The organism is Stenotrophomonas chelatiphaga (genome assembly GCF_001431535.1).
GTDB classification, from domain to species: Bacteria; Pseudomonadota; Gammaproteobacteria; order Xanthomonadales; family Xanthomonadaceae; genus Stenotrophomonas; species Stenotrophomonas chelatiphaga.
This window is the reverse complement of the sequence record NZ_LDJK01000037.1, coordinates 1-22,623: the sequence shown is the minus strand read 5'-3', so window position 1 is coordinate 22,623 and position 22,623 is coordinate 1. Positions and strand designations below refer to the sequence as shown.

General features: G+C 69.4%; 15 protein-coding genes. All 15 read left to right on the top strand.

The window, feature by feature from the left end:
• Window positions 1–61: 61 nt before the first annotated feature.
• Entirely contained in the window at window positions 62–7,663 is a 7,602-nt protein-coding gene (locus ABB28_RS09205; protein ID WP_083491985.1) for an ESPR-type extended signal peptide-containing protein, read from the top strand.
• 164 nt (window positions 7,664–7,827) lie between these two features.
• Window positions 7,828–9,726: a S8 family serine peptidase gene (locus ABB28_RS09200; RefSeq protein ID WP_057508343.1), complete on the top strand. Its 1,899-nt coding sequence runs from the start codon at window positions 7,828–7,830 to the stop codon at window positions 9,724–9,726.
• Between the two features lie 138 nt (window positions 9,727–9,864).
• Window positions 9,865–11,589 (top strand): type II secretion system ATPase GspE, encoded by a 1,725-nt coding sequence (gene gspE, locus ABB28_RS09195; RefSeq protein WP_057508342.1) that lies wholly within the window; start codon window positions 9,865–9,867, stop codon window positions 11,587–11,589.
• A 2-nt stretch (window positions 11,590–11,591) separates the two neighbouring features.
• Entirely contained in the window at window positions 11,592–12,812 is a 1,221-nt protein-coding gene (gene xpsF / locus ABB28_RS09190) for a type II secretion system protein XpsF (RefSeq protein WP_057508341.1), read from the top strand.
• A gap of 33 nt (window positions 12,813–12,845) precedes the next feature.
• Window positions 12,846–13,280: a type II secretion system major pseudopilin GspG gene (gspG, locus tag ABB28_RS09185; RefSeq protein WP_057508340.1), complete on the top strand. Its 435-nt coding sequence runs from the start codon at window positions 12,846–12,848 to the stop codon at window positions 13,278–13,280.
• A 19-nt stretch (window positions 13,281–13,299) separates the two neighbouring features.
• Window positions 13,300–13,794 (top strand): type II secretion system protein XpsH, encoded by a 495-nt coding sequence (gene xpsH / locus ABB28_RS09180; RefSeq protein WP_057508339.1) that lies wholly within the window; start codon window positions 13,300–13,302, stop codon window positions 13,792–13,794.
• On the top strand, window positions 13,791–14,243 hold the full coding sequence (gene xpsI, locus ABB28_RS09175; protein WP_057508338.1) for a type II secretion system protein XpsI: 453 nt from the start codon (window positions 13,791–13,793) through the stop codon (window positions 14,241–14,243). Before xpsH ends, xpsI begins: the two co-directional genes overlap by 4 nt.
• A complete protein-coding gene (locus ABB28_RS09170; protein ID WP_057508337.1) occupies window positions 14,240–14,872 on the top strand; it encodes a prepilin-type N-terminal cleavage/methylation domain-containing protein in 633 nt (210 codons plus the stop codon). The genes xpsI and ABB28_RS09170 overlap by 4 nt, the downstream gene beginning before the upstream one ends.
• Window positions 14,869–15,747 carry a type II secretion system minor pseudopilin gene (locus ABB28_RS09165; RefSeq protein ID WP_057508336.1) on the top strand — a complete coding sequence of 293 codons (879 nt, stop codon included), beginning with the start codon at window positions 14,869–14,871 and terminating at the stop codon, window positions 15,745–15,747. Before ABB28_RS09170 ends, ABB28_RS09165 begins: the two co-directional genes overlap by 4 nt.
• The gene (locus ABB28_RS09160) at window positions 15,744–16,898 is read left to right on the top strand and encodes a PilN domain-containing protein (RefSeq protein ID WP_057508335.1); all 1,155 of its coding nucleotides are present in this window, start codon (window positions 15,744–15,746) and stop codon (window positions 16,896–16,898) included. The genes ABB28_RS09165 and ABB28_RS09160 overlap by 4 nt, the downstream gene beginning before the upstream one ends.
• Window positions 16,873–17,631, top strand: coding sequence for a type II secretion system protein GspM (gene gspM / locus ABB28_RS09155; RefSeq protein WP_057508334.1), 759 nt, complete (start codon window positions 16,873–16,875; stop codon window positions 17,629–17,631). The genes ABB28_RS09160 and gspM overlap by 26 nt, the downstream gene beginning before the upstream one ends.
• Entirely contained in the window at window positions 17,621–18,400 is a 780-nt protein-coding gene (locus ABB28_RS09150) for a hypothetical protein (protein WP_057508333.1), read from the top strand. The genes gspM and ABB28_RS09150 overlap by 11 nt, the downstream gene beginning before the upstream one ends.
• 9 nt (window positions 18,401–18,409) lie before the next feature.
• Window positions 18,410–20,599 carry a type II secretion system secretin GspD gene (gene gspD / locus ABB28_RS09145; RefSeq protein ID WP_057508332.1) on the top strand — a complete coding sequence of 730 codons (2,190 nt, stop codon included), beginning with the start codon at window positions 18,410–18,412 and terminating at the stop codon, window positions 20,597–20,599.
• A 99-nt stretch (window positions 20,600–20,698) separates the two neighbouring features.
• Window positions 20,699–21,556, top strand: a complete 858-nt coding sequence (locus ABB28_RS09140; RefSeq protein ID WP_057508331.1) for a glycosyltransferase family 2 protein — start codon at window positions 20,699–20,701, stop codon at window positions 21,554–21,556.
• Window positions 21,553–22,389 carry a glycosyltransferase family 2 protein gene (locus ABB28_RS09135; protein WP_057508330.1) on the top strand — a complete coding sequence of 279 codons (837 nt, stop codon included), beginning with the start codon at window positions 21,553–21,555 and terminating at the stop codon, window positions 22,387–22,389. Before ABB28_RS09140 ends, ABB28_RS09135 begins: the two co-directional genes overlap by 4 nt.
• The last annotated feature ends 234 nt before the right edge of the window (window positions 22,390–22,623 follow it).

Here is a 22,623-nt window from a genome sequence, read left to right as displayed (position 1 = left end):
ATTGCGCCCGGCGGTGGCGTTGCTTTGCCCGAAAACCAGTCCAACCAGGAGTCGTACTCAGATGAATCGGATTTATCGCAAGGTCTGGAACAAAGCACTCGGACAGCTGGTCGTGGCCTCGGAACTGGCCTCTTCCGACCAGCCCGGCAACGTCATCGACAAGCGCCGCCGAGGCAGTGGTCCGATCCTGGTGGGCGCCTCGTTGGCGATGGCATTGGGATGGGGAGCGGTCGCGCCGGCGGCCCTTGCCCAGTCCGTTGCAGTGGGTGGCAGCGAAGAATGCATGCTGGCAGACGGCTCGCTGGCGCAGTGCGCGGTGACCGGCACCGCGGTGGTTTCCGGTGCGACCGCCGTGGCCGTGGGTGACAACAGCGCCGCAACCGGCCTGTACGCGGTCGCCATCGGCGCCGACACCATCGCCAGCAAATCCCTTTCATCCGCCTTCGGTGGCGGCGCGCAGGCCAGCGCGACCAGCAGCACCGCCCTCGGCGCAGGCAGCGTGGCATCGGCCAGCAACAGCGTGGCGCTGGGCGCAGATTCCATCGCCACGCGCGCCGACAGCGTGTCGGTCGGCAGCGCTGGCAGCGAGCGGCAGATCACCAACGTGAAGGCCGGCACCGCCGACACCGATGCGGTCAACCTGGCCCAGCTCGACGCGGTGGCCGATATCGCCGAAACCACCGCCAGCTATTTCCAGGCCAACGGCACCGGCAGCGCCTCCGCATCCGGGTCGTCGGCCACCGCCGCCGGTGCCGGCAGCGTCGCCTCCGGCGCCAATGCCGTGGCACTGGGTGATGCCGCGCTGGCTACCGCCGAGGGCACCGTTGCCGTCGGCGGCACGCTCGGCGGCCAGTACGCCACCGAAGCCGCGGGTCGCTATGCGACCGCCATCGGCAGTGGATCGTATGCCCTCGGCGACGGAAGCACGGCGCTGGGCGCCGGCGCCGTGGCCGAAGGTGCGGACAGCGTGGCGCTGGGCAGTGGTTCCTATGCCGACCGCGCAGGCAGCGTGTCGGTCGGCTCGGCCGGGCTTGAACGCCAGGTCACCAACGTCGCCGCCGGTACCGAGGGCACCGACGCGGTGAACCTGGAGCAGCTGGACGAAGTGGCGGCCGTCGCTGACACCACGGCGAAGTATTTCCAGGCCACCGGCGGTGACGACAGCGACGCCGGCGCCTTCGCCGCCGGTGCCAACGCCACCGCCATCGGTGAAGCGTCCAATGCCCTGGCCGATGGCAGCACGGCCCTCGGCAGCGGTGCCACCGCGGTCGCCAGCAATGCCACAGCGGTCGGTTTCAACGCGCTGGCCAGCGGCCAGAACAGCGCCGCCTTCGGCAACAACGCCCAGGCCAACGGCCCGGGCAGCGTGGCGGTCGGTGGTGCGGCGGTGGACGCCGATGGCAACCCGCTGATCACCAACGGCGGCGTGCCGGTGGATACCGGCGCGACCAGCGCCGGGGTGGGCGCCACCGCCGTCGGCGCCAGCGCGGAGGCCAGTGGTTTTGCGTCGTCTTCGTATGGCCTGGGTGCCTACGCCGGCGGCGCGCAGTCGTCTGCCTTCGGTGCGGTGTCCAATGCGATCGGCGATTACTCCACCGCCATCGGTACCGAATCGGTCGCCACCGGCACCAGCAGCGTGGCCATCGGTGGACCGGCGGACCTGATCCCGGGCCTGGGCTACTTCGTACAGACCCAGGCCAGCGGCGAATCGGCCACGGCCGTGGGCGCCGGTGCCATCGCCAGCGGTGACCTGAGCCTGGCCAGCGGCACGCTGAGCGAAGCGTCCGGCGAGCAGGCCACGGCCATCGGCTACTTCGCCTATGCACCCGGCGACCGCGCCAGCGCGCTCGGCGCGCAGAGCTGGGCCAGTGGCGAAGACAGCACGGCGGTCGGCTTCTACAGCACGGCGCGGGGCGCCAACAGCGTGGCGCTGGGTGCCAATTCCGAAGCGGTGCGCGCCAACTCGGTCGCGGTTGGCAGCGTCGGCAACGAGCGCCAGATCACCGACGTCGCCGCCGGTACCGAGGCCACCGACGCGGTGAACCTCGAGCAGCTGGATGCGGTCGCTGCGGTGGCCGACACCACCGCCAAGTACTTCCAGGCCACCGGCAGCGACGACAGCGACGCCGGTGCGTTTGCCGCCGGCGCCAATGCCACCGCCATCGGCGAAGCGTCCAATGCGCTGGCCGACGGCAGCACCGCGCTTGGCAGCGGCGCAACCGCCGTGGCCAGCAATGCCACGGCAGTCGGTTTCAACGCGCTGGCCAGCGGCCAGAACAGTGCCGCCTTCGGCAACAACGCCCAGGCCAACGGCCCGGGCAGCGTGGCGGTGGGTGGTGCGGCAGTTGACGCCAATGGCGACCCGCTGATCACCAACGGCGGGGTGCCGGTGGATACCGGCGCGACCAGTGCGGGCGTGGGCGGCACCGCCGTCGGTGCCAGCGCCGAAGCCAGCGGCTTCGCCGCTTCGTCCTACGGCGTGGGCGCCTATGCCAGCGGCGCGCAGGCATCGGCGTTCGGCGCGGTGTCCAACGCCACCGGTGATTTCTCCACCGCGATGGGTACCGGCAGTGCGGCCACGGGCGACAGTTCGGTCGCGGTGGGCGCCGATTCGGTGGCCAGTGGCGGTTACAGCACCGCGACCGGCCAGGCCAGCATCGCCAGTGGCACCAACAGCGTCGCGGTGGGTGGGGCGCTGTTCGGCCTGCTCGCCACCGAAGCATCCGGCAATTACTCCACCGCTGTCGGCGGCGGTGCCTGGTCACCGGGTGCCAACAGCACCGCGCTTGGCAATGCCGCCGAGTCACGCGGTGAGAACAGCGTGGCGCTGGGTGCCGACTCCATTGCCACCCGCGCGGACAGTGTGTCGGTCGGCAACGCCGACCTGCAGCGCCAGATCACCAACGTGGCGGCCGGCACCGACGGCAGCGATGCGGTGAACCTGGACCAGCTCAATGCGGTTGCTGCAGGGGCGGAGAACACCAGCAAGTACTTCCAGGCACAGCCGGAGAGCGGCACCGACGTCGGCGCATGGGCCGAAGGCGAAGGCGCATTGGCGGCCGGTTCGGCCAGCAATGCCATCGGTGAGGGTGCCGTGGCGCAGGGAGCAGGCGCCTCTGCGGTCGGCAACGACAGCGTGGCGGTGGGCCGCAACACCAGCGCCGGCGGCGAAGGCGCGGTGGCCATCGGTGGCCTCGGCCAGGCGTATGACGAATACAACTCGCCGATCTTCAACGCTGACGGCAGCGCCGTGCTGACCGGCACCAGTGCCAGCGCGGGCTCCACGGCGGTGGGCAACGCGGCGCAGGCCACCGGGCTGGTCAGCAACGCCTTCGGCTCCGGCGCACAGGCCACCGGTGACAACAGCTTTGCCGGCGGCAACAAGGCGCGCGCCACCGGCGGCTACAGCGTGGCGATCGGTGACAGCGCGTGGGCCAGCAGCGATGAAAGCACCGCCGTCGGTGGCTACAGCTTCGCCACGGCGGCAGGCGCCACGGCGTTCGGTTCCAGCGCATGGGCGACGGCGACCAATGCCTCGGCGTTTGGTCCGGCGGCGTGGGCCAGCGGCAGCGGCGCTACGTCCATCGGTTACAACAGCTGGGCCGACGGCGCCAGCTCCACGGCGGTCGGACGCGGGGCATTCGGCTACGGTGACTACAGCGTCGCACTGGGCTACCAGGCGCTTGGCAATACCATCAACAGCATCTCCATCGGTACCAATTCCGAAGCGCTGGGCGAAAGTGCCATCGCGGTCGGTGCGGGCAGCAGCGCTGCCGGTGACAACAGCGTGGCTCTGGGTGCCGGTTCGGTCGCCGATCGCGAACGCAGCGTAGCGGTGGGCAGTGCCGGCAACGAACGCCAGGTCACCCATGTGGCAGCGGGTACCGAAGGCACCGATGCGGTGAACCTGGACCAGCTGGACGCGGTGGCCGCCGCCGGCGAAGCGACCAGCAAGTACTTCCAGGCCAGCGGCAGCGATGACAGCGACGCTGGTGCCCTCGCGGCCGGCGCCAACGCAACGGCCATCGGCGAGGCGTCCAACGCACTGGCCGATGGCGCGACTGCGCTCGGCAGCGGGGCTGCCGCGGTGGGCCAGAGTGCCACGGCAGTGGGCTTCAACGCCCTGGCCGCCGGGCAGAACAGCGCCGCGTTCGGTAACAACGCGCAGGCCACCGGTCCGGGCAGCGTCGCCGTCGGCGGCGTGGCCGTGGACGAGGACGGCAATCCGCTGATCACCAATGGCGGGGTGCCGGTGGATACCGGCGCCACCAGTGCCGGACTCGGCGGCACCGCCGTCGGTGCCAGCGCCGTTGCCAGCGGCTTCGGTGCAGCCTCCTACGGCCTGGGCGCGTATGCCTCCGGCGCCCAATCCGCGGCCTTCGGTGCGGTGTCCAACGCCATCGGCGACTACTCCACGGCCATCGGTACGCAGACCGTCGCCACCGGCACCAGCAGCACGGCCATCGGTGGTCCGGTCGACCTGCTGCCCGGCCTGGGCTTCTTCATCTCCACCGAGGCCAGCGGCGAAGCAGCCACGGCGGTGGGCGCGGGTGCGCAGGCCAGCGGTGACAACGCCACGGCGGCCGGTACGCTGGCGTTCGCTACCGGCGAACAGAGCACGGCCATCGGTTACTTCTCCACCGCCAGTGCGGTGAACTCGGTCGCGCTGGGTGCCGACTCGGTGGCCAATCGTGCCAACACCGTGTCGGTCGGCAGTGCCGGCAACGAGCGCCAGGTCACCAACGTGGCCGCCGGCACCCAGGGCACCGATGCGGTGAACCTGGACCAGCTGGAAGCCGTGGCGGCAGCAGGGGAAACCACCAGCAAGTACTTCCAGGCCAGCGGCAGCGCAGACAGCGATGCGGGTGCTCTCGTCGAAGGCGAGAATGCACTGGCGGCAGGTGAGGCCAGCAACGCCATCGGCGACGGTGCGGTTGCACTTGGCAGTGGCGCGACCGCGATCGGAACCAACGCTGCAGCCGTCGGCTTCAATGCCTTGGCATCGGGTGAAAATGCCAGCGCCAGCGGCTTCAATGCGCAGGCCACGGCGGCCAACGCCAGCGCCAGTGGTGCCAACGCGGTTGCTTCCGGTGAGTACGCGACCGCCAACGGTGCCGAGAGCCTGGCCTCGGGTGAAATGAGTGCGGCCTTCGGTGCCGGCAGCGTGGCCAGCGGCGCCGGCAGCACCGCCAGCGGCGTGCTGGCCGAAGCCAGCGGCGAAGAGGCCGTGGCCGTGGGCTACTTCACCACCGCCGATGGCAGTGGCGCGACGGCGGTGGGTTCCGAAGCGGTGGCCATCGGCACCACGGCGGCCAGCTTCGGCTTCGCCGCCGAAGCCACCGGCGGCTACAGCACGGCGGTCGGCGGCTACGCGCAGGCATCGGCGTTCAACACCACCGCGCTGGGCAGCTTCGCCAACGCTTCCGGCTCCAATGCGGTGGCCCTGGGTGGTGATTCGGTGGCCAGCGGTGCGTACAGCACGGCGGCCGGCCAGGGCAGCATCGCCAGCGGCACCAACACGGTCGCCGTCGGTGGCACGCTCGGTGGGCTGTATGCCACCGAAGCATCGGGCAACTACTCCACCGCGGTAGGCGGTGGCGCGTGGTCGTCCGGGGTCAACAGCACCGCGATCGGCAACGCGGCGACTTCCGCTGGGCTCAACAGCGTCGCGCTGGGTGCCGATTCCATCGCCGACCGCGACAACAGCGTGTCGGTCGGTGGCGCTGGTGCCACCCGGCAGATCACCAACGTGGCTGCCGGCAGCCAGGCCACCGATGCGGTGAACCTGGCCCAGCTGGAAGCGGTGGCCGCGGCCGGTGCAACGGCCAGCAAATACCTCGCCGCCAGCGGCAGCGAAGACAGCGATGCCGGTGCCCTCGTCGACGGTGAAAACGCCTTGGCCGCAGGTGAAGCCAGCAATGCCCTCGGTGATGGCGCGGTTGCGCTGGGCAGTGGCGCGACCTCGGTGGGTGCCAATGCCTCGGCGGTCGGTTTCAATGCCTTGGCGTCAGCTGCCAATGCCACCGCAAGCGGCGCCAATGCGGCCGCATCGGCCGAATATGCCACCGCCAGCGGTGCCGAAAGCAGTGCATCGGCGGAGTCCAGTTCGGCCTTCGGCGCGGCCAGCGTGGCCAGTGCCACCGGCAGCACCGCCGCCGGTGCCCTGTCCGAGGCATCGGGCGTGGAATCGGTGGCGGTCGGTTACTTCAGCACGGCTGCCGGCGATGCCGCCACTGCCGTGGGTGCGGAAAGCAGCGCGGGCGGCAGCGTGGCCGCCAGCCTCGGCTTCCGCGCCGATGCCAGCGGTGACTTCAGCACGGCCGTCGGTGGCCTTTCGCAGGCCAGCGCGTTCAACGCCACCGCAGTCGGTAATTCGGCCATCGCCTCCGGCTCCGGCTCGTTGGCGCTCGGCGGTGATGCGGTTGCCAGTGGCGCGCGCAGTGTCGCGCTGGGCGCCGGTTCGCAGGCACTGGAAGCCAACGTGGTGTCGGTCGGCGGCGGCAATGGGGCCAGTGCACCGGCTACCCGTCGCATCGTCAACGTGGCCGAAGGCCGCCTGACCGCCGACAGCAGCGATGCGGTGACCGGTTCGCAGCTGACCAGCACCAACCAGCGTGTGGGTGCGGTGGAAACCAAGGTCAGCGATATCGACAGCCGCATCGGCGGCCTGCAGACCACCCAGGCCAACACCCTGGCCTATGACGATTCCGAGCACGGCAAGCTGACCTTCGGCGGGGCGCAGGGCACGGTGGTGGACAACATCGCCGCCGGCAGCATCAGCGGCGACAGCCGCCAGGCCGTCAACGGTGGCCAGTTGTTCCAGTCGCTGGCCAATGCGGCCAGCATGCTGGGCGGTGGCGCCAGCGTCGGCCTGCAGGGCGTGTTCGTCGCACCGAACTACATCATCCAGGGCAACACCTACACCAATGTCGGTGACGCATTGACCGCGCTCGACAGCCGGGTCTCCAACCTGGGGCAGAGCCTGGCTTCAGGCACGCCGGTCAGCACCGCGCCGTCACCGGCCGCCGGTGGCAACGGACCGTCCACCGCCGCCGGTGGCGCCTTGCCGGTCGCTACCCCGAGCACGCAGGCCAGCGCGCAGGCGGTGGTCGGCCAGGGCGCGGTCGCCAGCGGCGCAGGTGCCACGGCGATCGGGCTGGGCGCGACGGCATCGGCGGACAACTCGGTCGCACTGGGCCAGGGTTCGGTTGCAGACCGTGCCAACTCGGTGTCGGTCGGCAGCGTCGGCAACGAGCGCCAGGTGACCAACGTCGCCGCCGGCACCCAGGCCACCGACGCGGTCAACAAGGGCCAGCTGGACAGCGGCGTGGCTTCGGCCAACAGCTATACCGATTCGCGCATCAAGTCGGTCGCCGACAGCTTCGACGTGTTCAAGGGTGATGTCGACGGCAAGCTGCGCAACATGGATCGCCGCATCGACCAGCAGGGCGCGATGAGCGCGGCGATGCTGAACATGGCCACCAGTGCGGCCGGCGTGCGTACCCAGAACCGGGTCGGCGTCGGCGTCGGTTTCCAGGGCGGCGAATCGGCGTTGTCACTGGGCTACCAGCGTGCGGTCAGCGACCGCGCGACGGTGACCTTCGGTGGCGCCTTCAGCAGTGATGACAGCTCGGTAGGCGTCGGTGCCGGCTTCGGCTGGTAACGCCTGGACGAGCGAAGAAACACGGTGGCGACCGCGCGGTCGCCACCGGCCAGTGAAGCCTGAGGGGGCGGGTCACGGCAACCCTGGCGAGGCCAGCCAGGGGTAGTTGCAAGGAGTAAGGCCGCAGGTTTGGTTCCACCATCGACCCAGAAGAGGATTTCGACGTGATCAACAAGCACAACCTTCGCATCAACGTACTCGCCGCCGCCGTGTTGTCGCTGACGACGGGTGCGGGCATGGCCCAGGCCGCCGACCTGAAGGTCAGCGCCCCCCAGCAGGTCCCCGCCGCGCAGCAGCAGGCGACCAACGGCATCATCGTCAAGTACAAGGCCGGCACCAGCGCGGCGAGCACCAGCGCTGCCAAGGTGGCGGTCGTCAATGGTGCGCTGTCGCGTGCCACGTTGTCCGGCAACCGTTCGACCGCCAGCGCCCGCGCTGCCGCGTTCAGCCCGCAGGTCGTGCGCAGGCTTGGCGTGGGTGCCGACCTGATCCGCCTGAAGACCCGCCTGGGCAGCGCCGACCTGGACAAGGTGCTGGCTGAACTGCGCGCCGACCCGGCGGTGCAGTACGCCGTGCCGGATGCACGCATGTATGCCATCGACGCCGGCACCCCGGCGCGCGCCCGTGCCGTCGTGCAGGCCGATGCCACGCCGGCGCTGGTGCCGAACGATCCGTACTACGCGCAGTACCAGTGGCACCTGAACAGCGCTACCGGTGGCATCAATGCGCCGGCGGCGTGGGATGTGGCTGCCGGCGAAGGCGTGGTGGTGGCGGTGCTGGACACCGGCATCCTGCCGCAGCATCCGGACTTCGCCAGCGGTGCGCTGCTGCCGGGCTACGATTTCATCAGTGACGCCGAAACCTCGCGCCGTCCGACCGATGAGCGCGTCCCCGGTGCGCTGGACATGGGTGACTGGGTCGAGAACAACAACGAATGCTACGACGGCTCGCTGGCCGACGACAGCTCGTGGCACGGCACGCACGTCGCCGGCACGATTGCCGAAGCAACCAACAACGCGCTCGGCATGGCCGGCGTGGCGCACAAGGCCAGCGTGCTGCCGGTGCGCGTGCTGGGCAAGTGCGGTGGCTACCTGTCCGACATCGCCGACGCGATCACCTGGGCATCGGGTGGCACGGTGGCCGGGGTTCCGGCCAACACCACGCCTGCCGACATCATCAACATGAGCCTGGGTGGCGGCTCGGCCTGTGACCCGCTGTACCAGGATGCGATCAACGGTGCGGTGTCGCGCGGCACCCTCGTGGTGGTGGCAGCCGGCAACTCGGCCTCCAATGCAGCCAACTTCCGCCCGGCCAGCTGCAGCAACGTGATCGCGGTGGGTGCAAGCCGCATCACCGGCGGCATCGCCTCCTATTCCAACTTCGGTACGGTCGTGGACCTGTCCGGCCCGGGCGGCGGTGGCGGTGTCGACGGCAATCCGGGTGGCTACGTGTGGCAGGCCGGGTACAACGGCACCACCACCCCGACCTCCGGTGCGTACAGCTACATGGGCATGGCCGGCACCTCGATGGCATCGCCGCATGTCGCCGGCGTGGCCGCCCTGGTACAGGGCGCGCTGGCCGATGCCGACCGCGATCCGTTGACCCCGGCGGAAATGGAGACGCTGCTGAAGAAGACCGCCCGCGCGTTCCCGGTCACCATCCCGGCCGGCACGCCGATCGGCACCGGCATCGTCGATGCCAAGGCAGCGCTGGATGAAGCCCTGAAGGAGCCGTGCACCGAGAACTGCGCGCCGCCCGCCACGCCGCTGACCAACAAGGTCGCCGTGGCCGGTATCGCCGGTGCCAGTGGCAGCGAGAAGCTGTACAGCTTCGTGGCGGCGGCCGGCAAGCCGGTCAGCTTCGTCACCTACGGCGGCACCGGCAATGTGTCGCTGCACGTGGGCGCGGACACCGGGACCTCGACCGTGGTGTACACCGCCAAGTCGACCCGTGCAGGCAACGCCGAAACCGTGCGCATCACCGCGCCGGTAGCAGGTACGTACTACGTGAAGCTGGCCGGTGACGCGGCGTTCTCCGGTGTCTCGCTGCTCGCCACGCAGTAAGTCATCGTCTTGACGTGGAAGGCCCGCCAGCACGTCTGGCGGGCCTTTTTATTTGACGCAATCGAGATTTTCCCGTGCTGAACGGCTGTGACTGACGGCGAACTGCTAAAGTCTGGACGATTGCAGGCGAGGCATTTCGTGAACGCAGTAGCCGACCAGGTCAACGTGGACACCATCGAAACGTCGCTGATCGACGCGCTGCTGCTGCGCGGGCGCTTGAAGGATGCCGATCTGGTCCGCGCCCGCACCCTGCACGCCGAATCCGGCGGCAGCCTGCTGTCGCTGCTGGTGCGGCTGGGGCTGGTGTCCGAACGTGACCAGGCACAGGTCAGTGCCGAGGTGCTCGGGGTGCCGTTGCTGGACGCGCGGCAGATGCCGGAAACACCGCCACCGTCGCTGGTCGATGCCTTGCCGGTCACCCTGCGCTTCCTCAAACAGTTCCATGTCTGTCCGGTTTCGCTGGATGAACAGGGCCTGCTGCTGTGGCAGGCCGACGTGCATGATCCCTATCCCTGCCAGGCGATCAGCCTGGCCATGGGCGTGGCGGTACATCCGCGGGTTGGCCAGCGTTCGGAGATCGACGACCAGATCGAACGCTGGTTCGGCCAGGGCCGCAGTGCCATGGGGGCGATCGTGGAAACCGCCGATGGCGAAGGCGCCGCGGTGGATGACATCGAGCACCTGCGTGATCTTGCCTCCGAAGCGCCGGTGATCCGGCTGGTCAACCTGGTCATCCAGCGTGCGGTGGAACTGCGCGCCTCGGACATCCACGTGGAGCCCTTCGAAACGCGCCTGAAGGTGCGCTACCGCGTCGACGGCGTGCTGATCGACGGGGAAAGTCCGCCATCCAACCTCACGGCCGCGGTGATCAGTCGCATCAAGATCATGGCGCGGCTGAACATCGCAGAACGTCGCCTGCCGCAGGACGGGCGCATCATGCTTCGCGTGCAGGGCAAGGAGCTGGACCTGCGCGTCAGCACCGTGCCCACCGCGCATGGCGAAAGCGTGGTGATGCGCCTGCTGGACCGCGAAACGGTGGTGTTCGATTTCCAGCGCCTCGGCTTCACCGACGAATTCCTGCCGGCCTTCCGCAAGGTGCTGGAACAACCGCACGGCATCCTGCTGGTCACCGGCCCCACCGGTTCGGGCAAGACCACCACGCTGTACACCGCGCTGAGCCAGCTCAACACCGCCGACGTCAAGATCATCACCGTCGAAGACCCGGTCGAGTACCAGATCGAAGGCATCAACCAGATCCAGGCCAAGCCGCAGATCGGGCTGGATTTCGCCAATGCGCTGCGCAGCATCGTGCGCCAGGATCCGGACATCATCATGATCGGCGAAATGCGCGACCTGGAAACCGCGCGCATCGCGATCCAGTCCGCGCTGACCGGCCACCTGGTGCTGTCCACGCTGCACACCAACAACGCCGCCGGTGGCATCACCCGCCTGCTCGACATGGGCGTGGAAGACTACCTGCTCACCTCCACCATCAACGGCATCCTGGCCCAGCGCCTGGTGCGCCGGCTGGAGCCCACGCATGCCGAACGCTATCCCGCTTCACCGGAAGAAATCGAACGCTTCGACCTGCGCCGGCTGCAGCCGGAAGGCACCATCCACCTGTACCGTCCGCGGCCATCGGCGCTGGCGCCCACCGGTTACCTGGGGCGCACCACGATCGTGGAATTCCTGGTCATGAACGATGAACTGCGGCGCGCGGTGATGCGCCGCGACGGCATGGGCGAGATCGAACGCATCGCGCGCAGTGGCGGCATGCGCACCATGTATGAAGACGGCCTGCTGAAGGCACTGGCCGGGCAGACCACGCTGGAAGAAGTCCTGCGCACCACCGAGGAAAGCTGAGCATGCCGGTGTTCCGTTACAAGGCACTGGATGCGCAGGGCGAAGTGGTGGATGGCCAGATGGAAGCGGCCAGCCAGGCCGAACTGGTGGTCCGCCTGCAGGAGCAGGGGCACCTGCCGGTGGAAACCCGGCTGGCCAGCGAAGGCGGGCTGGAAGCGGGGCGCCTGCGCGGGCTGTTCAAGCAGCGACCATTCCAGGGCGCCGCGTTGCTGCAGTTCACCCAGCAGCTGTCCACCCTGCTCGGTGCCGGCCAGCCGCTGGACCGGGCCCTGACCATCCTGCTGAGCCTGCCGGAAGACGAACGCTCGCGTCGCGTGGTCAGCGAAATCCGCGATACCGTGCGCGGCGGCGCATCGCTGTCCAGTGCGCTGGAACGCCAGCACGGACTGTTCTCGCGCCTGTACATCAACATGGTGCGCGCCGGCGAAGCCGGTGGCAGCCTGCACGACACGCTGCAGCGCCTGGCCGACTACCTGGAGCGCAGCCGCGCGCTGCAGGGCAGGGTGGTCAATGCGCTGATCTACCCGGCGATCCTGCTGGTGGTGGTGGGTGGGGCGCTGTTGTTCCTGCTCGGCTACGTGGTGCCGCAGTTCGCGCAGATGTACGAAAGCCTGGATGCCACGCTGCCGTGGTTCACCCAGCTGGTGCTGCAGCTGGGCCTGCTGGTGCGTGATGGCTGGATCTTCTTCATCGTGGTGCCGGCGCTGCTCGCCTGGCTGGGCGAGCGCAAGGCGCGGCAGCCTGCGTTCCGGCTGGCGCTGGACGGCTGGCTGCTGCAGCGCAAGGGAATCGGTGGCCTGCTCGGCAAGCTGGAAACCGCGCGGCTGGCCCGCACCCTCGGCACCCTGCTGCGCAATGGCGTGCCGCTGCTGGCCGCGCTGGGCATCGCGCGCAACGTGCTGGGCAACCGCGCGCTGGCTGCCGACATCGACCTGGCCGCCGATGAAGTCAAGAACGGCAACGGCCTGTCGGCCGCGCTGGCGCGTGGCAAGCGCTTCCCCCGCCTGGCGCTGCAGATGATCCAGGTCGGCGAGGAATCCGGTGCACTGGATACCATGCTGCTGAAGACCGCAGACACCTTCGAGCAGGAAACCGCACGCAGCATCGACCGCATGTTGTCGGCGATGGTGCCGGCGATCACCCTGGTGCTGGCATCGGTGGTGGGGCTGGTGATCATCGCGGTGCTGGTACCGATGTACGACCTGACCAATGCCATTGGCTGACCCTGTTTTCCCCGTGGAAAGGAACCCCTGACGATGCGACACCGTCCCCTGAAAGCTTTCACCTCCGCTCGCCGGCAGTCGGGCATGAGCCTGCTGGAAATCATCATCGTCATCGTGCTGATCGGCGCGGTGCTCACCCTGGTGGCCAGCCGCGTGCTGGGTGGCGCCGACCGCGGCAAGGCCAACCTGGCCAAGGCCAAGGTGGAGACCATCGCCAGCAAGATCGAAAACTACCGCCTGGATACCAACCGCCTGCCGGGCAAGCTGGATGAACTGGTGACCGCTCCCAGTGGCGTCAATGGATGGATGGGACCGTATGCCAAGGCGTCGGACCTGGACGATCCGTGGGGCCGGCCGCTGGAATACCGCGCCCCGGGCGAAAGCCAGGATTACGACCTGATCAGCCTGGGCAAGGACGGCAAGCCGGGTGGCAGCAGTTTCGATGCGGACATCCGCTACGAGCAGTGATGCAGCAACAGGGCCGTCCATGTCCGGGCTGAACCACCAGCGCAGGTCGCCGCGGCGCACGCGGCAGCTGCGCGTGGGCGGCATGTCACTGTTGGAGATGCTGCTGGTCATCGCGCTGATCGCGCTGGTCGGGCTGGTCACCGGTGGCATGTTCGCGCGTGGCATGGCCGGTGCGCAGCTGCGCAACGCCGGCAAGGAACTGGCCAGCCAGCTGCGCCTTGCGCGGGCCGAAGCGGTCGCGCGGGGATCGGTGCAGCGCTTTGTCATCGAACCGCGTGCGCGCCGCTGGGAAGGCGCGGGCGGACGCAGTGGCACGTTACCCGAGTCATTGCAGGTGAGCTTCGAAGGGGCCGCGCAGCTGCAGCAGGGGGCGGGACGTGGCGCCATTGAATTCCATCCCGATGGCGGCTCCAGTGGCGGTCGCATCGTGATCCAGCGCGGGGATGCCCGATGGCGCATCGATGTGGGCTGGCTGACCGGCGAAGTCCGCTCCGGTCCGGATGCAGTGCAATGACGCGGTCCCGATCGGGACTGCGGGGGGGCCGCCATGCGCGCGGCTTCACCCTGCTGGAGGTGCTGGTGGCATTTGCATTGCTGGCCATCGCACTGACCCTGCTGCTGGGCACCTTGTCCGGTGCCGCGCGGCAGGTGGGGCAGGCCGACGCCCGCACCCGGGCGGTCCTGCATGCACAGTCGCTGTTGACCGGCGTGGGAATCGAATCGCCATTGCAGGAAGGCCGGCAGCAGGGACGCTGGGAGCAGGGACGTTACCAGTGGCAACTGCAGGTGCGTCCGTACGTGGAACCGCGTGCGGCGCCGGCGGCCGCCGCGGGGTCCGAAGCCGTTGCTGGCCCGCGCCTGGTCGAGCTGGAACTGCAGGTGCGCTGGACCCAGCCGCGCGCCGGTGAGCTGCGCTGGCGCACGCTGCGCCTGCTGCCGCCAGCGCTGGAGGCACGCCCATGAAGCCGCGCACGGCAGGCTTTACCCTGATCGAAGTGCTGCTGGCCACCGCCCTGCTGGCGGCCGGGCTGGCGTTGGCCTTCGTGACCGTGCGTTCGGCGATGACCATCAGCCAGCGCGGCGAGACGATGGCCGCCGACAACGAACGCATGCGGGCCGTGCAGGGGCTGCTGCGGCGGCAGCTGGGCCAGGCCCTGCGCAGCCGCATCGAGCCGGCAGACCCGGCGCGCGAGCCGCTGTATTTCATCGGCGAAGCACAGCGGTTGCGCTTCGTTTCCGAGGTCCCGGGGTACCTCGGGCGCGGCGGTTCCTACGTGCATGACCTGCAGGTCGTGCGCAGTGGGCAGGGCGTTCGCCTGCAGCTCGGGCTGGTGATGGTGCAGGACGGCGTGCAGATCCAGGAACGTCCTCCGCGCGCGCCGGAGCCGTTGGCCGATGGCCTGCGCCAGGTGACGCTGCGGTACCGTGGCATGGACGAGACCACCGGCGCGATGGGCGATTGGATGGACGCCTGGCCCGATACCCGGCGCCCACCGGTGCTGGTAGCGGTGCAGGTGCAGCCGCTGCGCGGCCCAGCGTGGCCGGAGCTGCGCGTGGCGATTGAAAACGCCGGCCAGGAGCAGCCGCGATGACCCCGACGCGTTCGCACATGCAGCGGGGCGCGGCGCTGGTACTGGTGCTGTGGCTGATCGCCCTGCTGACCGCGCTGGTCGGCGCCTTCGCCCTTTCCGCGCGGATCGAACAACTGCAGCAGCGCGTGCAGGACGACACCGCCCGCGCGCAGGAAATCGGCCACGCAGGGGTGGCCTATGCAATGTCGCGGCTGCGCGCCGATCCTACGCGGCCACCGTGGCAGCCTGATGGCCGGCTGTACCGCTGGCAGTACGACGGCGCGAAGGTGGATATCCGCATCGAGGACGAAAGCGGCAAGATCAACCTCAACCTGGCCGACCCGGCCCTGCTGGAGGGCTTCCTGCGCGCGCTGGACGTGCCCCAGGCGCAGGCCACGCAGCTGGCCGGCGCCATCATCGACTGGCGAGATGGCGATGACCTGAGTCCTGCCGGAGGAGGCGCCGAGCTGCCCGACTATGTCGCCGCCGGCCTGCCGTATGGCCCGCGCAACGCGCGTTTCGAAACATTGGGGGAGCTGCAGCGGGTGCTGGGCATCGCCCCTGCGCTGTACCGGCAGATGCGCCCGATGCTGACCCTGCACGGCCGCCAGGCGCGCCCGGACGCGCGTTTCGCCCGCGCGCCGGTGCTGACCGCACTGGGCCTGGATGCGGCGCTGGTGCTGGCCCAGCGCGAACAGGAATGGAGCGGTGCCGACGATCCTTCGCGTCCGGCCTCTATTGCCACCGGCAGCGGCACCTATAGTATCGACTGTCGGGTCACGGACGACCGGGGGCGCATCGCCACCAGCCGGGCAGTGGTGCGCAATGCCCGGAACGTGGCGATGGGACGGGCTTACACAGTGCTTGAATGGGAGCAGGGAATGGCGTCGCAATGACAGCATGGCAGCAAGGATTCAGGCAGGTCACCGCGCAGATCGCGCCGCGTGCCGGCCATTTCCTGCGGTGGTGGCGCAGTTCGCTGCTGGCCTGGTTGCCCGAGCGCTGGCAGTGGGCACTGGGCTGGGCGCCTGCCCGCCTGTTGCTGCTGCAGCAGGGTGACCAGCTGCATCTGGAACGCGAAATCGGCAGCCAGCGCCTGCGCGTGGCCAGCCTGGCCTGGCCCTGCCAGGCGACGGCGCTGGCGGCCGCGCTGCCCCCGCGCCTGCAGCGGTTGCCGCGCTACTGGCTGCTGGATGGCGCACAGGTGCTGCGTCGCACGTTGCGCGTTCCCACTGCCGCAGCGGGTCGCCTGCTGGACGTGATGGGCTTCGAGATCGATCGGCAGACGCCCTTCACCGCCGACCAGGTGACCCATGACGTACGCCTGCTCGGCGATGCCGGCACCGGCCAGCTGGACGTTGAACTGGTGGTGCTGCCGCGGGTGCGCCTGGAGCAGTGGCAGCAGGCCGTGGGCAGCTGGGCCGATGCGGTCAGCGGCATCGACGTGATCGATCCCGCCGGCAACCCGCTGCAGGTGAATCTGCTACCGCCACTGCTGCGCCGGCACATGCGCAACCCCCAGCTGCGTCTGGAACTGCTGATGGCGGTCGCAGCGGCGGTGATGCTGCTGCTGGCGGGCAGCCAGCTGCTGAACAACCGCGAACAGGCGGCCGACACGCTGCGTGCGGACGTGGAGCGCAGTGCGCGCAACGCGCGTGGCGTTGCCGATGAACGCGCACGGCTGCAGGCGCTGGTGGATGGGGCGCGCTTCCTGGACGATGAGCGCGCGAAGCGACCGACGATGCTGGCGGTGTGGACTGAACTGAGCGGAAGGCTGCCTGACGGCAGCTTCCTGGAGAAGATCGGCGTGGAAAACCAGCAGCTCCAGTTGATCGGCCTGAGCCGCGAGGCCAACCAGCTGGTGCCACTGCTGCAGGCATCACCGTTGTGGCAACGGGTGAGCCTGACCGGCGTGCTGCAGGCTGATGGAACGGCAGGCGGGCGTGACCGCTTCACCTTGACTGCCGAGCTGCGTGCTGCCGCTCCCGCTGCTGCTGCCATGACGAAAGAGGGAGCGGCCGATGCCGATGCAGCCGACACCCCGTGACCGCTGGCTGGCGCTGGCCCTGCTGCTGGCCGTGCTGGCACTGGTCTACCTGTTGCTGGTGCACCCCTTCTTTACCGTGCCGTGGCGTGCGATCGACCAGGACATCAGCGCACTGCAGCAGCGCCAGCACCGCGTGCAGGTCCAGATCGACCAGCGACCGGAAGTGAGCGCACGCCTGCAGCAGGTGCAGCAGGCCCTGCGTGAGCGGCCCGGATTCCTGCCCGAAGCCACGGCCGAAGCGGCGGCCGCCGCGTTGTCTTCACGCGTGCAGGACGTCGTGCTGTCTGCCAGCCCGGGCAACCGCGGCTGCGTGGTCAGCAACCGCACGCCCATGCCGGACAACCGCAGCGAGGCCAGCTATACCCGGGTCGCCCTGCAGGTGCGGCTGCGCTGTGGCGTGGACGAAACCGCCAGCGTGCTGCATGCCCTGGAAACTGGAAACCCGCGGTTGTTCGTGGAAAACCTCAACATGCTCGCGCAGCGCTTCCAGCAGTCCACCGATGAAGCCGGCACCGGCCTGGATGTATCGTTCGAGTTGATCGGCTATCTGCAGCCCGGAAGCGTAGACCCCGGTGCGGCCGCCGCCGCAGGCGCGTCCCCCGGCGACGGCGACGGCGATGGCGCAACTGCCATGGCAGAGAGCGCCCCGGTGGCGGATCCGGCCCCGGCCACCGGGCAGGACGACGCCACCCGCGTCCCGCCTGCCGATGCGGAGCAGATCGATGCAGAGTGAGCGCTTCAGCCTGCGGGGCGCGATCCTGCTCGGGCTTGCCCTGCTGGCCGCCGCCGCATGGCTGGCGACGGTGCTCGGTGCAGGCACCCACATCCGGGGCGAGGACAACAGCGAGGTGGCCGCGCCGCGCCTGCCGACGCTTGCCGATGCCGTGGCCGATCCGATGCTGGCGCCGTCCAGCTTCGCCGCCATCACCGAACGCCCGGTGTTCGCCGAAGACCGCCGTCCGCACCCGTTCCGCCTGGGGGGGCAACCCCAGGCCACGCCGGGCGGGGCATTGCGCCTGACCGGCGTACTGCTCAGCGGCAGCTTCGGCATGGCCACCTTGTCCGGTGACAACAACCGTTCGCTGCGCCTGCGCCTGAATGGCGAAGCGCTGGAAGGCTGGCAGCTGCTGGCACTGGAGCCGCGCCGCGCCACCGTGCTCGGGCCTGACGGTGCGCAGGTGCTGGAACTGGCAGTATTCGATGGCCAGGGCGGACAACCCCCCACCCAGCTGCGCGATCCGGGTGCCGCCGGTCCGATCCGGCCGCTCGCCGCCGCACCGTCGGTGCCCGCCGCCAGCGCGCGCGCAGGCCAGGCCACGCCGGCAGCCCTCCCTGCCGGCGCTACCCCCGCGCCGGCCACCCAGGAAGGGCCTGCCAACCAGGGCCCGAGCGAAGAGCAGATGCGTGCCATCCGCGAACGCATCCGTGCCCGTCGCGAACAGCTGCAGCAGCAACAGCAACGCCAGTCGACGCCGCCCCCCGGCGGCGCTGCCAACCCTTAGAGTGAAAGCATGAACCTGCGTTACCTTTCCTGCTCCTTCGCCCTTGCCCTGCTGGCCGGGTGCACCACGGTGCCGACCCCGGACGTGCGCCGCACGGCGCGCTTCGACAGCGGCACCAGCGTGCCCGCCAACGATCCTGCACTGGCCGCCGAGGACGGCGCGCCGAAGGCGGTGATCCGGCGCGGCACCGGCACCATGATCAACCGCGGCGCCGCATCCGCTCCTTCACCTGCCTTGGCGCAGGCCAGCAGCGGCGATGCCACGTTCAACTTCGAAGGCGAGTCGCTGCATGCGGTGGTCAAGGCGATCCTGGGCGACCTGCTGGGACAGAACTACGTCATCGCGCCAGGCGTGCAGGGCACGGTCACCCTGGCCACGCCCAAGCCGGTGTCCGGTGCGCAGGCACTGAACCTGCTGGAGATGGTGCTGGGCTGGAACAACGCCCGCATGGTCTACAGCGGCGGCCGCTACAACATCGTCGCCGCCGACCAGGCCCTGGCCGGCACGGTGGCGCCGAGCACCGCCCCGGCCGCCAACGCGCGAGGATTCGAAGTCCGCGTGGTGCCGCTGCAGTACATTTCCGCTGCGGAAATGAAGAAGGTGCTGGAGCCCTATGCGCGACCCAACGCCATCGTCAATGTCGACAGCGGGCGCAACGTGATCACCCTGGGCGGCACCCGCGCGGAACTGGAAAACTACCTGCGCACCGTGCAGATCTTCGATGTGGACTGGCTCTCGGGCATGTCCGTCGGCGTGTTCCCGATCAGTTCGGGCAAGGCCGAACAGGTCGCCGCCGACCTGGAAAAGATCTTCGGCAAGGACAGTGAAACGCCCAGTGCCGGCATGCTGCGCTTCCTGCCGCTGGAAAACGCCAATGCGGTGCTGGTGATCACCCCGCAGGTGCGTTACCTGGACCAGATCCAGCAGTGGCTGGACCGTATCGACACCGCCGGCGGTGCGCCGCGGCTGTTCTCCTACGAACTGCGTTACGTCAAGGCGCGCGATCTGGCCGAGCGCCTGGCCGAAGCCTTCGGCAGCACCGGCGGTGGCCGTGGCGGCGACAGCAGCGCCTCGCTGGCACCGGGTGCCACCAGTTCGCGGATCGACGGCGGCGACGGCCGCGCGCAGGACGCCGGACTGGACAGCAGTACGCTGGGCAGCTCCGGCAGCAGCGGTGGCCAGGGTGGTCCTTCGATGAACCTGCCGCAGCGCCAGTCGGGCAATGCCAGCGTCACCCTGGAGATCGCCGGTGACACCGTCGGCGTGTCGGCCGTGGAAGAAACCAACACCCTGCTGGTGCGGTCCACGCCGCAGGCCTGGCGTTCCATCCGCGAGGTGGTGGAAAAGCTGGACGTGATGCCGATGCAGGTGCACATCGAGGCCCAGGTCGCCGAAGTCAGGCTGACCGGTGAGTTGAGCTATGGCGTGAACTGGTACTTCGAGAACGCCGTGCAGGGCGTCGGGTATACCGGCGCGGTGGGCGGTGCCACGCTGCCCAACGCGGCGGGGCGCGACATCTGGGGGACGTTCTCCGGTGCAGTCACCGGTGGCAACGGACTGGGCTGGACCTTCCTCGGACGCAATGCCGCCGCCGTGGTCAGCGCACTGGACAAGGTATCCGATGTCAGGCTGCTGCAGACGCCCTCGATTTTCGTGCGCAACAATGCCGAGGCGACCCTCAACGTGGGTGAGCGGGTACCGATCACAAGCACCTCGTTCAACAGCGGCGTGGGCGGTGGAACCTACGGCCAGGTGCAGTACATCGACACCGGCGTGATCCTGAAGGTGCGGCCGCGCGTGACCCGCGATGGCACGGTGTTCCTGGATATCGTGCAGGAGGTGAGCAACGCCGAGGCGGTCGCCAGCAACTGCGACCAGGCCAGCGGTGGCTGCAACCCGCGCATCACCACGCGCAAGCTGGCCACCGAAGCGGCGGTGCAGAGCGGCGATACGATCATGCTGGCCGGGCTGACCACCGATTCCGGCACCGACAGCAGCAGCGGCATCCCCGGCCTGAGTCGAATCCCGGTGGTCGGCGCGCTGTTCGGCAGCAAGGGGCGCAACAGCGGCCGTTCGGAAGTGATCGTGCTGCTGACCCCGACGATCGTGCGCAACGGCCAGGAATCGCGCAACCTGACCGACGAATACAGCCGGCGCTTCCGCGCGATGGAACCGATCAACACCCCGCGCCCGAAGTAACGGGCGACGACGGCGGTCGCATTGCGGCCGCCCTGCTTGCTACGCTGGCGGCACACGGCCGTGGCACCCGCCCGCCGTGCATCCACCAGCGGAGGCGGGATGGGGGCGATCGTGTTGTTGCCGTTGGGCGTGGATGATTCGTCGCTGGACCGTTGCTTGGCGGCACTGGATGCCGGCACCGCAGCCGGCACGGCGGTATGGCTGGCCGATGATGCCCAGGCCGGCCCACGCGCGCAGGCGGTGGTGCAGCACTGGCTGGCGCACACGCCGCTGCAGGCCGAGTACACACGCCGCGCGCGGCCCTTGGGCGAAGTCGCCCATCTGGATGAAATGCTGCGCGCCTGCGCGGGCCTGGATGTCGCGGTGCTGGCGCCGGACAGCGTGCCCGGAGCGGGCTGGCTGGACCAGCTTCAGGCCTGTTTCGCACGCGATGCCTCGATCGCCACGGCCACCCCCTGGTGCAATGCGGGGGAGACCGTTGCCTGGCCGCGGATGGGCGAGGTCAATCCAGTGCCGGAGGCACCTGCTGCGCTCTCGCAGGCCTGCGCCGGCATGCCGCCGGAACATCCGGAACTGCCGTCGGCGGTGACCCACGCGGTGCTGGTGCGGGGCACCGCCCGGCAACGTGCCGGTGGCCTGGACGCCGACAGCTATGGCGGCTGGAGCGCGGCGCTGATCGACCTGGGCCTGCGCATGGCCGGCCTCGGCTGGCGCAACGTACTGTGCGAGACCGCGTTCGTGGCACGGGCCGACGAGGGCCGGCATGCGCCGGGTGACCTGGAGGCGCTGGCCAGTCGCTGGCCGGCGTGGACGCCACGGCTGGCTGATTTCCTGATGCACGATCCGCTGCGTGCCGCACGTGAGGACCTGCAGCTTCGCTACCAGCGCGCGATAATGCCCAAGGCGCAGGGCGATCTGTTCGGCGTCGCATCGCCGCTGCAGGAGCCGCACGCTTGAACCTCGCCATCGTCGCCGTCGTCGTCACCTACCAGAGCAGCAGCACCATCGAGGACTGCCTGCAGCGCCTGCGCGACGCGCGCGGCATCGCCGAGATCCGCGTGGTGGACAACGGCTCGGTGGACGACACCGTGGACATCCTGCAGCGCCATGCCAGCCATGATCCGCGCGTGCGCTTCATCGCCAACCCGGACAACCCCGGCTTCGCTGCGGCCAACAACCAGGGCGTTGCCGATTCCAGCAGCCCCTGGCTGGCCTTCATCAACCCTGACGTGATGGTGGAAGCGGATACCCTGGCGGTGCTGTGCGAGCGTGCGCAACCGCTGGGCGATTGCCTGCTGGGGGTCGAGCAGGTGGATGAGCACGGCCGCGCGGATGATGCGGTGCGTCGGCGTGATCCGGATTTCCTGGCCATGCTGCGTTCGCCGGGGAGCGGGTCGAAGCTGGCCCTTGCGCGTGATCCGCAGGTGGCGATGCAGTACGTGCCGGCGATTTCCGGTGCGGTGATGCTGATGCCGCGCGCGTTGTTCGACCGCATCGGCGGCTGGGATGCCGGCTACCGGCTGCACGCCGAAGACCTCGACCTGTGCCGTCGCGTGCGCGGCGCCGGTGGCGTGGTGGCCATTGCCAACGACCTGCAGGTGCTGCACGTACGCGGGGTGTCCAGCCGCTCGCGGCCGTTCTTCGTGGAATGGCACAAGCATCGTGGGCTGTGGCGGTATTTCCAGCGCTTCGAGGCACGGCAGCGCAGCCTGCCGGTGCGGGTGGCGGTGTGGGGGGCGATCTGGGCGCATGCCCTGCTGCAGGTGCCAAGGCTGCTGCGAGCGGCGTAGCCCCTCGTGGCTGGCTGTCTGGTTCTGGCTGCTGGTTTGGCGCCGGGTGGTGGGGCTGGTCGGGGGACGGCAACAGCCGCTCCTGCGGGCCTCGTTTCGCGCCATCCATGGCGCTCAACGCCCCCGCCCAGCCCCACCACCCGGCGCCCTGACAGGTTCCGTGCGCCGCCAGCCACGTAAAAAATGAAATAAAAGCGGTAGCGCCGACCCATGGTCGGCTGAATCCATCAGACA